The organism is Citrobacter sp. Awk 4, assembly GCF_028069725.1.
Classification (GTDB): Bacteria; Pseudomonadota; Gammaproteobacteria; order Enterobacterales; family Enterobacteriaceae; genus Citrobacter_D.
On sequence record NZ_JANEWG010000005.1, the window covers coordinates 1 to 14931 of the forward strand.

At 52.7% G+C, this 14931-nt stretch carries 12 protein-coding genes and 1 other annotated feature; of the genes, 3 read left to right on the forward strand and 9 right to left on the reverse strand.

The window, feature by feature from the left end; all coding sequences use genetic code 11:
* Positions 1-130: 130 nt before the first annotated feature.
* Both dnaJ and dnaK read right to left on the reverse strand, forming a co-directional pair.
* The gene (gene dnaJ, locus NNO04_RS02825; protein ID WP_271443397.1) at positions 131-1264 is read right to left on the reverse strand and encodes a molecular chaperone DnaJ; all 1134 of its coding nucleotides are present in this window, start codon (positions 1262-1264) and stop codon (positions 131-133) included.
* An 85-nt stretch (positions 1265-1349) separates the two neighbouring features.
* Positions 1350-3266: a molecular chaperone DnaK gene (gene dnaK, locus NNO04_RS02830; protein ID WP_162380858.1), complete on the reverse strand. Its 1917-nt coding sequence runs from the start codon at positions 3264-3266 to the stop codon at positions 1350-1352.
* 531 nt (positions 3267-3797) lie between these two features.
* On the opposite strand from dnaK, the gene satP reads away from it, so the two are divergent.
* Positions 3798-4364: an acetate uptake transporter gene (satP, locus tag NNO04_RS02835; RefSeq protein WP_271443398.1), complete on the forward strand. Its 567-nt coding sequence runs from the start codon at positions 3798-3800 to the stop codon at positions 4362-4364.
* Positions 4365-4405: 41 nt separating this feature from the next.
* On the opposite strand, the gene NNO04_RS02840 is transcribed toward satP, so the two are convergent.
* The 3 genes from NNO04_RS02840 to tal form a co-directional block, all read right to left on the reverse strand.
* Positions 4406-5707 carry an MFS transporter gene (locus tag NNO04_RS02840; protein WP_271443399.1) on the reverse strand — a complete coding sequence of 434 codons (1302 nt, stop codon included), beginning with the start codon at positions 5705-5707 and terminating at the stop codon, positions 4406-4408.
* Between the two features lie 125 nt (positions 5708-5832).
* Positions 5833-6420 (reverse strand): molybdopterin adenylyltransferase, encoded by a 588-nt coding sequence (gene mog / locus NNO04_RS02845; protein WP_271443400.1) that lies wholly within the window; start codon positions 6418-6420, stop codon positions 5833-5835.
* 112 nt (positions 6421-6532) lie between these two features.
* Complete coding sequence (gene tal / locus NNO04_RS02850; RefSeq protein ID WP_192611005.1) at positions 6533-7486, reverse strand: transaldolase; 954 nt, start codon at positions 7484-7486, stop codon at positions 6533-6535.
* A 272-nt stretch (positions 7487-7758) separates the two neighbouring features.
* On the opposite strand from tal, the gene NNO04_RS02855 reads away from it, so the two are divergent.
* The gene (locus NNO04_RS02855) at positions 7759-9204 is read left to right on the forward strand and encodes an alanine/glycine:cation symporter family protein (protein WP_271443401.1); all 1446 of its coding nucleotides are present in this window, start codon (positions 7759-7761) and stop codon (positions 9202-9204) included.
* A 69-nt stretch (positions 9205-9273) separates the two neighbouring features.
* Positions 9274-10047, forward strand: coding sequence for a peroxide stress protein YaaA (yaaA, locus tag NNO04_RS02860; RefSeq protein ID WP_271443402.1), 774 nt, complete (start codon positions 9274-9276; stop codon positions 10045-10047).
* Between the two features lie 49 nt (positions 10048-10096).
* On the opposite strand, the gene thrC is transcribed toward yaaA, so the two are convergent.
* The 4 genes from thrC to thrL form a co-directional block, all read right to left on the reverse strand.
* Positions 10097-11383: a threonine synthase gene (gene thrC / locus NNO04_RS02865; RefSeq protein WP_192611002.1), complete on the reverse strand. Its 1287-nt coding sequence runs from the start codon at positions 11381-11383 to the stop codon at positions 10097-10099.
* Between the two features lie 3 nt (positions 11384-11386).
* Positions 11387-12316, reverse strand: a complete 930-nt coding sequence (gene thrB / locus NNO04_RS02870) for a homoserine kinase (RefSeq protein ID WP_271443403.1) — start codon at positions 12314-12316, stop codon at positions 11387-11389.
* A gap of 1 nt (position 12317) precedes the next feature.
* The gene (gene thrA, locus NNO04_RS02875) at positions 12318-14780 is read right to left on the reverse strand and encodes a bifunctional aspartate kinase/homoserine dehydrogenase I (RefSeq protein WP_271443404.1); all 2463 of its coding nucleotides are present in this window, start codon (positions 14778-14780) and stop codon (positions 12318-12320) included.
* A gap of 25 nt (positions 14781-14805) precedes the next feature.
* Positions 14806-14926: a sequence feature (Thr leader region), on the reverse strand.
* Positions 14862-14927 carry a thr operon leader peptide gene (gene thrL, locus NNO04_RS02880; protein WP_162381205.1) on the reverse strand — a complete coding sequence of 22 codons (66 nt, stop codon included), beginning with the start codon at positions 14925-14927 and terminating at the stop codon, positions 14862-14864. It overlaps the preceding feature by 65 nt.
* Positions 14928-14931: the final 4 nt, after the last annotated feature.

Here is a 14931-nt window from a genome sequence, read left to right on the forward strand (position 1 = left end):
ATTTATGATTAACAATTCGGTTTTAACGAGACAATGAAGCCTTACGCCTTGCCGAAATATAGGAATACGTTGAATAAAAAAGGCCTGAGATTTTTCAACCTCAGGCCCTGGTTCGATCTCATGCAAGCAACTAGCGAGTCAAATCATCGAAGAATTTTTTCACGCCATCGAAAAAGCTTTTTGAACGCGGGCTGTTTTTCTCGCCCGTTGGGCCACCAAAGCTATCCTGAAGATCTTGCAAAAGTTGCTTCTGTTTGTCATTCAGGCCAACCGGCGTTTCGACGACAACGCGGCAGAGTAAATCACCCTGTGCGCCACCGCGTACAGACTTCACGCCTTTGCCGCGCATACGGAACAATTTGCCGGTCTGCGTTTCGCCAGGCACCTTCAGCTTCACGCGGCCATCCAGCGTTGGGACTTCAATCTCACCGCCAAGCGCCGCCATTGCGAAGTTGATTGGTACTTCACAATACAGGTTGTTACCTTCACGCTCGAAAATCGGGTGCTGTTTTACCTGCACCTGAACGTACAGATCACCTGCTGGCGCGCCATGCTCACCGGCTTCACCTTCACCAGAAAGACGAATGCGATCGCCAGTATCCACGCCTGCCGGGATTTTAACGGACAGCGTTTTACTTTTCTCAACGCGACCATGACCGTGGCATTTGTTACACGGATCTTTGATCAGCGTACCGCGGCCCTGACAGTGCGGACAGGTCTGCTGTACAGCGAAAAAGCCCTGACGCATCTGTACCTGGCCAGAACCGTGACAGGTTGGACAGGTCTGCGGTTTAGTACCTGATTTCGCGCCGCTGCCGTGGCAAATATCACACTCTTCCAGCGTCGGGATCCGGATCTCTTTGGTGACGCCACGCACGGCTTCTTCCAGAGTGAGATCCATGTTGTAACGTAAATCAGCACCACGTGAGGCGCGCTGACGGCCACGACCACCGCCAAAGATATCGCCAAACACGTCACCAAAGATATCGCTGAAGTCAGCCCCGCCGCCAAAACCGCCGCCGCCGCCCATACCGCCTTGCTCAAACGCAGCATGGCCGTACTGATCGTAAGCCGCACGTTTTTGTGCATCGGTCAGGACCTCATAGGCTTCTTTGATCTCTTTGAATTTGGCTTCGGCCTCTTTATCACCCTGGTTACGGTCCGGGTGAAATTTCATGGCCAGGCGCTTGTAGGCCTTTTTGATTTCACGCTCTTCCGCTGATTTGGAAACGCCTAAAATCTCGTAATAGTCTTGCTTAGCCATCTCTTTTTATCTGCCCTTAACATGCATAAACGGGCGGAGAGGAAACCTCTTCGCCCGTGTCAGTAATTACCCAATCAAAGGGCGATTATTTTTTGTCTTTCACTTCTTCAAACTCAGCGTCGACAACATCATCATCTTTCGCATTGTTTGCGGAAGCATCAGCTGAACCAGCCTGTTGCTGTGCATGCTGCTGCTGAGCGATTTCCATCAGTTTCTGGGAAACCTGAGCCAGCGCCTGCATTTTTGCTTCGATGTCTGCTTTGTCTTCACCTTTCAAAGATGCTTCCAGCGCAGTCAGAGCGGACTCGATGGCAGTTTTGTCGTCAGCCGGCAATTTATCGCCTGCTTCTTCAACCTGCTTACGCGTGCTGTGCAGCAGATGGTCACCCTGGTTACGGGTCTGAACCAGCTCTTCAAACTTACGGTCAGATTCTGCGTTCGCTTCTGCTTCGCGAACCATTTTCTGAATTTCTTCTTCGTTCAGACCAGAAGACGCTTTGATGGTGATCTTCTGCTCTTTACCGCTGTTTTTGTCTTTCGCGGAAACGTGCAGGATACCATCGGCATCAATATCGAAGGTCACTTCGATCTGCGGCATACCGCGCGGTGCCGGGCTGATGCCATCCAGGTTAAACTGACCCAGATCTTTGTTATCAGCGGCTCGTTTACGTTCACCCTGCAGCACATGGATGGTTACCGCAGACTGGTTGTCTTCAGCGGTAGAGAACACCTGGCTGTGCTTGGTCGGGATGGTGGTGTTTTTAGCGATCAGCGGAGTCATCACGCCGCCCATGGTTTCGATACCCAGAGACAGCGGGGTAACGTCCAGCAGCAGCACGTCTTTCACATCACCGGTCAATACACCACCCTGAACAGCAGCACCGATTGCAACCGCTTCGTCCGGGTTAACGTCTTTACGCGGTTCTTTACCGAAGAATTCAGCCACTTTCTTCTGAACCATTGGCATACGCGTCTGACCACCCACCAGGATAACGTCCTGAACGTCAGAAACAGACAGGCCAGCATCCTGCAGAGCAACTTTCAGCGGCTCGATAGAACGGTTTACCAGGTCTTCGACCAGGCTTTCCAGTTTCGCACGGGTCACTTTGATGTTCATGTGTTTCGGACCGGTCGCGTCTGCAGTGATGTACGGCAGGTTCACGTCGGTCTGCTGCGCAGAAGACAGTTCGATTTTCGCTTTTTCTGCGGCTTCTTTCAGGCGCTGCATTGCCAGCGGGTCGTTACGCAGGTCAATGCCCTGATCTTTCTTAAATTCGTCAACCAGATAGTTGATCATACGGCTGTCGAAGTCTTCACCACCGAGGTGAGTATCACCATTGGTTGCCAGTACTTCGAAGGTTTTTTCGCCATCAACTTCGTCGATTTCGATAATAGAGATATCAAAAGTACCGCCACCGAGGTCATATACCGCGATAGTACGGTTGCCGACTTCTTTATCCAGGCCGTAAGCCAGCGCTGCTGCTGTCGGTTCGTTGATGATACGTTTGACTTCCAGACCTGCGATACGGCCAGCGTCTTTGGTTGCCTGACGCTGAGCATCGTTGAAGTATGCAGGTACAGTGATAACCGCTTCAGTTACTGGCTCGCCCAGATAATCTTCAGCCGTTTTCTTCATTTTCTTCAGCACTTCAGCAGAGATCTGCGGCGGTGCCATTTTCTGACCTTTAACATCAATCCATGCATCACCGTTGTCAGCACCGATGATTTTGTACGGCATGATGGCTTCATCACGCTGTACTTCTTCGTCCTGGAAGCGGCGGCCAATCAGGCGTTTAATCGCAAACAGAGTGTTTTGCGGGTTTGTCACTGCCTGACGTTTAGCCGGCTGACCAACCAGAGTTTCACCATCCTGGGTATAAGCAATGATAGAAGGCGTGGTGCGATCGCCCTCGGCATTCTCCAGCACACGTGCTTGAGTTCCATCCATAATCGCTACACAAGAGTTGGTAGTACCCAGGTCGATACCAATAATTTTACCCATCTAAACGTCTCCACTAAAAATTCGGTCATCATGTGGTTGTGAATCTGTAATAAGGGCGAAACGTGCGGTTTCAACTACCCTGAATCGTTTTTTTTCAGACTCACTCACTGCGGTTGACTACAAGATGGGGTCGTAACCCACGTCATCAAGGGGGGCATGAAAATTTTTTTTACTGCGAAGAGAAAATAAATACGCAAAAAGCATAATAAGACGACTGTACCTCGACCAGAAAAGTGCTTTTATCCCTTTTCTGGCACCTTTATAAGACCGAAATCCAGACTGTCCCTCACGAAAAGCGCAGTCTCTCTGTCTCTTTTCGATGGGCCAATGAGTGCGACATAAACGGTGTAAACGCGGTGTGATCGGCGTCACTCAAAAGTAAAACGCGCACTTGAGTAAAAATACTTCGTTTTACCCATGATAGATCATAGACAGCCCCCATCCCCATGATTATTATGCCGCGCCCCGAACTCATACTGCTTTTTCGGGGAAACTATTTCACCATTCAATCAATGATGATTTTGAGGAATTATGGGCAACACTAAGTTGGCTAATCCGGCGCCGCTGGGCCTGATGGGTTTCGGCATGACCACCATTCTGCTTAACCTGCATAACGTGGGTTTATTTGCTCTTGACGGTATTATTCTCGCGATGGGGATTTTCTACGGCGGTATCGCGCAAATCTTTGCCGGTCTGCTGGAATACAAGAAAGGCAACACCTTCGGCTTAACCGCATTCACCTCTTACGGCTCCTTCTGGCTGACACTGGTCGCGATCCTGTTAATGCCGAAAATGGGTCTGACAGATGCACCTAATACACAGTTCCTGGGCGTCTATTTGGGACTGTGGGGCGTGTTCACGCTGTTCATGTTCTTCGGTACGCTGAAAGGCAACCGTGCACTGCAGTTTGTCTTCCTGAGTCTGACAGTGCTGTTTGCTCTGCTGGCTGTCGGCAACATCGGCGGTAATGCAGCGGTGATCCACTTTGCAGGCTGGGTGGGCTTAGTTTGCGGTTCCAGCGCCATCTATCTGGCCATGGGCGAAGTGCTGAACGAACAGTTTGGGCGCACCATTCTGCCTATCGGCGAAGCGCACTAATTTTTTGATATCCCCCCGACCGGGGGGATATTTTTTTACTCTTATTGCAGTTTTGCCGCTTCATGGATATCACGGTAATAAATATCCTGACGCAGCCACATTCCTAATCCCAGCCCTATCAGCGATAACGCCAGCACATACCAGGCAGGTGCCATCGGCGAAATGCCCATCAGCACAGTGACGAAAATCGGCGTCAGTCCCCCAAAAATCGCATACGAGACATTGTAAGAAAATGAAATACCGGTGAAGCGAACCTCCGCCGGGAAAGCTCTGACCATGACATAGGGCACCGCCCCTACCACACCGACACACAACCCGACAACGCCATAGAGGAAGAAGAGTTGCTCCGGATGCGCGCCTGATAAGTGATAAAAGAGCCAGCTTGAGCAGGCCAGCAGCAGACTCCCCACAATGAAGGTCTTACTGGCACCAAAACGATCGGCGGCCAATCCAGCCAGCAAACATCCCACACACAGCATGATGGTCGCGATGCTGTTTGCCTGCAGGGTCAGGGCTGGCGCAAAGCCGTACTGTTTTTGCAGCCAGACGGGCGACATCAAAATCACTACCACAATACCTGCCGACAAAAGCCAGGTCAGCAGCATCGAGACCACCACCGCTTTTCGGTGGTTAACCACAACGGATTTTACCGGAAGCTCCTGCGCCAGCGCTTTACGACGCTGCATTTCGAGGAAGATGGGCGTTTCCTGTAACCAGCGACGTAGATACATCGCCACAAAGCCGAAAACACCGCCGAGCAGGAAGGGAATACGCCAGCCATAATCGTGTACTGCCTGTTGAGTCATGCTGGTGTTAATCAGCGTGGCAACGACAGAGCCGAGCAGGATCCCCACCGTCAATCCCGCGGTCAACGTCCCACAGGCGATCCCTATCCGACGTTCAGGCACATGTTCCGCCACAAACACCCACGCGCCAGGGACTTCACCGCCAATGGCCGCCCCCTGCAAAATGCGCATCAGCAACAGCAGCAACGGCGCCAGAATCCCCAGGGAGGAAAAGGTAGGTAACAGACCTATCGCCAGCGTCGGCACGGCCATCAGCAAAATGCTCAGGGTGAACATTTTTTTACGCCCCACCCTGTCGCCAAAATGCGCCATGATGATGCCCCCCAGTGGACGCGCCAGATAACCGGCAGCAAAGATGCCAAAGGTTTGCACCTGACGGAGCCATTCCGGGATATCAGCAGGGAAAAACAGTTCGCCAACGACAGCCGCGAAGAAGACAAAAATAATGAAGTCATAAAACTCAAGCGCACCACCGAGAGCGGCGAGCGTAAGGGTTTTATAATCCTGACGATTCAGAGGTCGTGTGTGTTGTGACATAGCAAACCATGAATAAAGTGGAGTAATTGATTTTATTTAGCGATATATGTAAATCAAAAATTACTATATCGTAAACAATTCAATACTCCACTCACTTCACCGCTTATGTCATGAAACGGTTAACTTCAGGTATTTGTATCGCGAATAGCGCTTTTCGGGCGGAATGATGCTACCACTTCGGGTGCTGTTTCCACATACGGGCCATCCAGAAGCTGTATACAATACGGTACACTGGCAAAAATCCCCGCCACCAGCGCTTTGCCGTCTGCATCTTTCACCCCTTCCAGCGTTTCTTTGATGGATTTAGGTTGTCCAGGCAAATTGAGGATCAACGCCTGTTTGCGAATAACGCCCACCTGGCGAGAAAGAATCGCTGTTGGCACAAAGTGCAGGCTGATCTGGCGCATCTGTTCGCCAAAACCGGGCATTTCCCGGTCAGCGACGGCGAGCGTCGCATCTGGCGTCACATCGCGGCGCGCAGGTCCGGTTCCACCTGTCGTCAGCACCAGGTGGCAACTCATCTCGTCGACCAGTTCACACAGCGTTTGTTCAATAATCGCCTGTTCATCCGGTATCAGCCGGGTTTCAACTTCAAAAGGAGTCGTCAGGGCGGCCGCCAGCCACTCTTCCAGAGCCGGGATACCTTTGTCCTGATAAACACCGCTGGAGGCGCGGTCTGAGATGGAAACTAAGCCAATACGTAAGGTGTTCATGATTATTCCGTTTAAACAGTCTCGTTAAACAGAATGATACACTGTGGAAGGATGGACAGACAGGTTTCAGAAGAGGTTAGCGTGACCCGTATCAGAGCCACGCTAAAAATGATTACAGCAGGTCGCCGATCATTTTTTCCAGTTTCCCCTGGTCTACCGCAAACTTACGGATACCATCCGCCAGTTTGTCTACAGCCATTGGGTCCTGGTTGTGCTGCCACAGGAATTCAGACTCAGTGATGCGTTCCGGACGCGCTTTCACTTCGCCAGAGAAGGACAGTTTACGCTCAACGGCGCCTTCGCTTTCAGCCAGCTCTTTCAGCAGTGCAGGCGCGATAGTCAGGCGATCGCAACCCGCCAGCTCCAGAATTTCACCCATGTTGCGGAAGCTTGCGCCCATCACAACGGTTTCGTAACCGTGCTGTTTGTAGTACTCGTAGATTTCCGTGACAGAAACCACGCCTGGATCTTCAGCCGGTGCGTACTCTTTTTTGTCGGTATTGGTTTTATACCAGTCAAGAATACGGCCAACGAACGGAGAAATCAGGTACACGCCTGCTTCTGCGCATGCACGCGCCTGCGCGAAGGAGAACAGCAGAGTCAGGTTACAGTTGATGCCTTCTTTTTCCAGCTGCTCCGCAGCACGAATACCCTGCCAGGTGGAAGCCAGTTTGATCAGAATACGATCGTTGCTGATACCCGCATCGTTGTAGAGTTTGATCAGACGTTTAGCTTTCGCGATAGACGCTTCGGTGTCGTAAGACAGACGCGCGTCAACTTCGGTAGAGATACGGCCAGGGACCAGTTTCAGGATCTCCAGACCAATATTCACCGCCAGCTTGTCGGTTGCATCAACCACTTGCTGTGCGCGATCGTTACTCTGCTGTTTAGCCCAGGCAACGGCGTCGTCAATCAGCTTACGGTATTCCGGGATTTGCGCTGCATTCAGAATGAGAGAAGGGTTAGTTGTGGCATCCTGCGGCTGGTACAGCTTCATTGCCGCGATGTCTCCGGTGTCAGCCACCACGGTAGTGAACTGACGAAGGGAGGTCAATTTGTCCGTCATGATAGTGTTTCTCTTTAAACAGCTTGTTAGGGGGATGTAACCGGTCTGCCCTGATGATAACACGACGTACTGACATCGCAACCGAAGACAACACGGTTAACCGCCCGATGCGGTTTTTAACACGACATTGACCCTGCGCGGCATTGCTGACCACGCTCTTGTGTATCATAGGATTCTGTTATCAATCATCTTGTAGGGTATATACTGCATAGGAATTGGTAACGCTTACACAGAGAAATCGAAACGTACCGGCATCAACAAGAGGGATGTTAATGCCTGATTTTTTATCATTTATTAATGACGTACTTTGGGGATCGGTGATGATCTACCTGCTCTTTGGCGCAGGATGTTGGTTCACTTACCGTACCGGGCTCGTTCAATTTCGCTATCTTCGCCAGTTTGGCAAAAGTCTGAAAAATAGCCTTACCCCACAACCCGGCGGCTTAACGTCATTTCAGGCACTGTGCACCAGTCTTGCCGCCCGTATTGGCAGCGGTAATTTAGCGGGCGTCGCTGTCGCAATCACCGCAGGCGGCCCCGGCGCAGTATTCTGGATGTGGGTGTCAGCGCTAGTCGGTATGGCGACATCCTTTGCTGAATGCTCGCTCGCCCAACTCTATAAAGAACGCGACAGTAAAGGCCAGTTTCGCGGCGGTCCCGCCTGGTATATGGCGCGAGGGCTCGGCATGCGTTGGATGGGCGTTATCTTTGCCATCTTCTTACTCATTGCTTACGGTATTATTTTTAACAGCGTCCAGGCAAACTCTGTTGCGCGGGCACTGAATTTTGCCTTTGACATCCCCCCCCTCTATTCCGGTCTGGCACTCGCGTCTCTGGCATTGCTGGTGATCATCCGTGGAATCAAAAGTGTCGCACGGATCATGCAGTGGTTCGTCCCCGTAATGGCCGTGCTGTGGCTGACCGCCAGTGTGACGATCTGTGTCTGGCATATAGACCAACTCCCCGGCGTCATTACCGCTATTGTGAAGAGTGCCTTCGGCTGGCAGGAAGCAACTGCTGGAGTCGCTGGCTATACGCTCAGCCAGGCCATTACCAGTGGATTTCAGCGGGGCATGTTCTCGAATGAAGCCGGTATGGGATCTACGCCTAACGCCGCAGCAGCGGCGGCATCATGGCCTCCCCATCCTGCCGCACAAGGCATTGTGCAAATGTTCGGTGTGTTTACCGACACGGTGATTATTTGTACGGCCAGCGCCATGATCATTTTACTGGCTGACCACGGCACCGCTTATATGCCAACCGAAGGTATTCAGCTTGTTCAGCGGGCAATGACCTCATTGGCCGGAGAATGGGGAGCTGGATTCGTCGCGTTGATTGTGGTGCTGTTTGCCTTCAGCTCGATCGTCGCCAACTATATTTACGCCGAAAATAACCTGATTTTTCTTCAACTGAACAATGCCCGGAATATCTGGATTTTGCGTATAACCACCGTCGGTATCGTTGTCCTGGGAACGCTGCTGAGCCTGCCCGTGGTATGGCAACTGGCCGACATCATTATGGCCTGCATGGCGATCACCAACCTGACGGCAATTTTGTTACTTTCTCCGGTGGTGTATACCCTGGCGGGAGATTACCTGCGTCAGCGTAAACTCGGCGTACAGCCTGTATTTGATCCTCTACGTTATCCTGATATCAGCCAACAGCTGGCACCGGGGAGCTGGGAAGAGACACAGGACGATCGGGATGACACAAGGTAATCGCAACCATCGATCAATTCTGTCGTTTTTTTTGCTAAAGTCGCAGTAAATTTCCCGCAAGGACTGGATATGCTGATTCTCATTTCACCTGCAAAAACGCTCGATTATCAGAGCCCGCTGGCGACTACGCGTCATACCCTGCCCGAGTTGCTGGATCACTCCCAGCAGCTTATCCGCGAAGCGCGTAAACTCTCTGCGCCACAGATTGGTAAACTGATGGGGGTAAGCGACAAGCTGGCCGACCTCAATGCCACCCGCTTTCACGACTGGCAACCCAACTTCACCCCCGAGAATGCGCGTCAGGCCATTCTCGCGTTCAAAGGGGATGTCTACACCGGACTGCGCGCGGAAACCTTCAGCGATGCGGATTTTGACTTCGCCCAGCAACATTTACGCATGCTCTCCGGCTTGTATGGCGTTTTGCGCCCGCTGGATTTGATGCAACCTTATCGACTGGAAATGGGGATTCGCCTTGAAAACGCGAAAGGGAAAGACCTCTACCAATTCTGGGGCGATACCATCACTGAAAAGCTCAATGAAGCCCTGAAAGCACAAGGTGATCAGGTGGTTATCAACCTGGCGTCAGACGAATACTTTAAATCAGTGAAGCCGAAGAAACTGAACGCCGAACTTATCAAACCGGTTTTCCTTGATGAGAAAAACGGCAAGTTCAAGGTCATCAGTTTCTACGCCAAAAAAGCGCGCGGTCTGATGAGCCGCTACATTATTGAAAATCGCCTGACGACACCGGAACAACTTACCGGGTTTAACAGCGAAGGTTATTTCTTTGATGAAGAAGCGTCTGGACAGGGTGAACTGGTGTTTAAACGCCACGAGCAGTAACTAAAGTATGCCGGATAAGACGCATCAGCGTCGCTATCCGGCACAGCAACTAGCTGCGTGTCATCATCAACTGACGTAACGCCGCGAAATCGGCGGGCAGATGATGAGAAAGCAGCGGCAGATCCGCGCGGTCCGCCAGCTCTTTTGGCAGATCCAGCGTTTCGCCGAGAATCGCTTCTACGCTCTCCTTAAATTTTGCCGGATGCGCGGTCCCCAGGAACAAACCATACTCGCCAGGGTGCAGTTGATCACGCAACGCACGATAAGCCACCGCTGCGTGCGGTTCTGAGGTGTAACCCACCGCTTTTAACTCACGCATCGTTTCTTGCGTCGTCGCGTCGTCCACCGCCGCATAACCCAGTTCGTTCAGACGCCAAATCTTACGACGGAACAACTCCTCTACACGCGGCCAGTTGTTCGGTTGACTGACATCCATGGCATTCGACAACGTCGCCTGCGTCGTCTTAGGCGCCCACTGCCCGTCATGCAGGAAGCGCGGTACCGTGTCATTCACGTTGGTTGCGGCGATAAAACGCTTCACCGGCAGACCGAGCGATTTCGCCAGCAGGCCGGCAGTCAGATCGCCGAAGTTACCGCTGGGAACAGAAACCACCAGTTGATTACGTGCCTCTTGCGGCAACTGTGCAACCGCTTCGAAGTAGTAACAAATCTGCGCTAACAGACGGCTAATGTTAATAGAGTTGGCCGAGTTCAGTCCCAGTGCCTGCTTCAGCGCTTCATCATCAAACGCCTGTTTCACCAGTGCCTGACAGGCATCAAAATCACCGTCGATCGCCACGGTTTCAATGTTGCCGCCAAGGGTACAGAACAGTTTTTCCTGCAATGGGCTGATCTTACCGCGTGGGTAGAGAATAACGACACGCACGTTTTTCAGGCCATAGAAGGCGTGAGCCACTGCCGCACCGGTATCCCCGGAGGTCGCCGTCAGGATGGTGACCGGTTTATCGCCGCTGATATGCGTCAGCATCTGCGCCATAAAACGCCCGCCGAAGTCTTTAAATGCCAGGGTGGGTCCGTGAAACAGCTCCAGACAGCCGACATCACTTTCTACCTGTGCCACCGGTGCCGGGAACGCAAACGCGGAGCGTACACGCTCTTCAAGGATCTCCTGCGGGATCTCATCGCCGATAAATGCCGAGAGGATCTTAGCGCTGCGGACAACGAAGTCCTGGTTCAGCATCTCATCAATCTCGGTCAGGCTAAATTCCGGGAGTTCATGTGGAAAGAACAATCCCTGATTTTTGCCCAGTCCCTGCGTGACGGCCTGCGCAAAGCTGACCTGCTCATTGTGATCTTTTAAATTGTAGAGTTTCATTGATTATCCCAGTACTCGTGCGCCCGCCGTATCCAGACGGCAAATATGAACAAAGCCTTCCTGATTTTGCAGGTAGTGTTTAGTCAGCCAATCCGCTACGCGTTGAGCGGTATCCGGTTTATCACACAGCGCGAACAGCGTCGGTCCGGACCCGGAAATACCGCTGGCCAGCGCACCGATCTCCGCCACCGCCTGACGTGCCTGGCTAAACCCCGGCAGCAGACGCGCGCGATAAGGTTCAGCGATCACATCTTTCATCAGCTTTGCAGCCAGCTGCGGCTGACGGGAATAACAGGCATGAATAAATCCAGCCAGGTGTCGTCCGTGGGCAATGCAATCCTGACGACGGTACTGCGCGGGTAAGATCGCACGGGCTTCCGCCGTGGACACTTTGATCCCCGGATAGGCAAGTACCCATAGCCACTCATCAAAGCCTGGCACCTGTTGGCTAATGATGCCGTTTTCTTCAATCATCAACTGCATGCCGCCCAGAAAACAGGGCGCGACATTATCGTAATGAATGCTGCCGGAGATACGTCCTTCCAGCTCCCCCATAATGGCCAGCAGTCGCGTATCGTTCAGCGGTTTACCGCAGTGTTCGTTCATCGCCACCAGCGCAGCAACGACGGAACAGGCGCTGGAACCTAGCCCGGAACCTATCGGCATGTTCTTTTCCAGCGTCATCGCCACCGGGATTTGCTTGCCAAGTTCCTGGCAAAAACGCTCCCAACACTGGTAGACAATATTTTCACGCGGCTCTGGCGGCAATTTGTCAGCAAAGTGCCCCCGATTTTCCAGACGAAAGCTGTCCGACGCTTCAACGGTGACCACATCTCCCAGCAGCGAACCATCAACGGGCGTCACGGCCGCCCCAAGGACATCAAACCCGACGCTCATATTGGCGCTGGAAGCCGGAGCATAAACTTTCACCATCTTAAACTCCTAACTTCCATGAGAGGGTACGCAGGAGATCGGCAAAGACCCCCGCCGCCGTGACGTCGTTGCCCGCACCGTAACCACGCAATACCAGCGGCAGCGGTTGATAATAGTGGCTGTAGAACGCCAGCGCGTTTTCGCCGTTTTTCACTTTGAACAGAGGATCGTTGCCATCCACTTCGGCAATCTTCACGCGACAAACGCCGTCCTCTTCAATGTTGCCCACGTAGCGCAACACTTTGCCCTCATCACGGGCTTTCGCCACGCGTGCCGCAAAGACGTCATCAAGCTGCGGCAGATTCGTCATAAACGTCGCGACATCACCAGAGTCATCAAACCCTTCTGGTAACACCGGCTCGATCACAATATCGGAAAGCTCCAGCGCCCGCCCCGTTTCACGGGCGAGGATCAGTAGCTTGCGTGCAACATCCATCCCCGAGAGATCGTCGCGCGGATCGGGTTCGGTATAGCCCATCTCACGGGCCTGCGTGGTGGCCTGTGAGAGGCTCATCCCTTCATCCAGTTTACCGAAGATAAAAGAGAGTGAGCCGGAGAGAATACCGGAGAATTTTTGCAGCTCGTCGCCCGCGTTAAGCAGGTTTTGCAGGTTTTCAATCACCGGCAGACCCGCGCCAACGTTGGTGTCATATAAAAATTTGCGCCGCGATTTTTCTGCGGCATAACGCAGTTGATGGTAGTAATCCATCGACGAGGTGTTCGCTTTCTTGTTTGGCGTCACCACATGGAAACCTTCGCGCAGGAAGTCGGCGTATTGATCCGCAACGGCCTGGCTGGAGGTGCAATCCACAATGACTGGGTTGAGCAGGTGATATTCCTTCACCAGGCGAATTAAACGGCCTAAGTTGAAGGGTTCTTTCGCTTCCGCCAGTTCCGCCTGCCAGTTTTCCAGATTCAACCCATGCACGTTGGTCAGCAGCGCCTTTGAGTTCGCCACACCGCAAACGCGCAGATCGATATGTTTATTCTTCAGCCAGCTCTGCTGGCGTTTGAGCTGTTCCAGTAACGCGCCGCCGACGCCGCCCACACCGATGACAAACACTTCAATGACCTGATCGGTATTGAACAGCATCTGGTGTGTTACGCGGACACCGGTGGTTGCATCGTCATTGTTGACCACGACAGAAATAGAGCGCTCGGAAGAGCCTTGCGCAATAGCGACAATATTGATGTTGGCGCGCGCCAGTGCAGCGAAGAATTTTGCCGAAATGCCACGCAGCGTACGCATGCCATCTCCCACCACAGAGATGATGGCCAGATGGTCAGTCACCGCCAACGGCTCCAGCAAACCTTCTTTCAGCTCCAGGTAGAACTCATCCTGCATCGCACGTTGAGCTCGCGCACTGTCACCCTGCGGCACACAGAAACTGATGCTGTACTCAGAAGAGGACTGCGTGATCAGGACGACCGAAATACCGGCGCGAGACATGGCGGCAAACACGCGCGCCGCCATTCCCACCATCCCCTTCATCCCCGGACCGGAAACACTGAACATCGCCATGTTGTTAAGATTCGAGATCCCTTTCACCGGCAGATTGTCATCATCGCAACTGGCGCCAATCAGCGTACCGGGCGCTTGCGGGTTTCCGGTATTTTTAATCAGGCATGGGATCTGGAACTGAGCAATGGGGGTAATCGTGCGAGGGTGGAGAACTTTGGCGCCGAAGTAGGAGAGCTCCATGGCTTCCTGATAAGACATCGATTTCAGCAACCTGGCATCCGGAACCTGGCGAGGATCGCAGGTATACACGCCATCAACGTCAGTCCAAATTTCACAACAATCCGCACGTAAACAGGCAGCCAGAACGGCAGCCGAATAGTCAGAGCCGTTACGCCCCAGCACGACCAGCTCACCTTTATCATTCCCGGCGGTAAAACCGGCCATCAGCACCATATGGTCTGCGGGGATACGTCCGGCAGCAATACGACGCGTGGATTCAGCGATATCGACGGTAGACTCGAGGTAATGCCCAACCGCCAGTAACTTCTCAACCGGATCAATGACTGTTACGCCGTGGCCACGTGCTTCCAGCAAGCCTGCCATAATGGCGATCGACATTTTTTCACCACGGCAGATGAGCGCGGCATTGATGCTGTCCGGGCACTGCCCTAGCAGGCTGATGCCATGCAGCACATGTTTGATCTGCGCAAGCTCTTGTTCGACAAAGGCTTTCAATTGCGTCAACGGAAAGTCCGGCTGCGCGGCAGCGAGTCCCGTCAGAAGTTCGGAAAAGATGCGTTCGGCATCGCTGATATTGGGTAAAGCATCCTGACCTCCGATGGTTTTTTCAATCATCGCCACCAGATGGTTAGTAATTTTCGCAGGGGCAGAAAGCACGGTTGCGACCTGCCCCTGCCTGGCATTGCTTTCCAGAATATCGGCAACTCGCAGAAAGCGTTCTGCATTTGCCACTGATGTACCACCGAACTTCAACACTCGCATTGTTGTTACCTCGTTACCTTTGGTCGAAAAAAAAGCCCGCACTGTTTAGGTGCGGGCTTTTTTCTGTGTTTCCTGTACGCGTCAGCCCGCACCGTTACCTGTGGTAATGGTGATGGTTGTGGTCATAATGGTGCTGATGCGTTTCATGGAT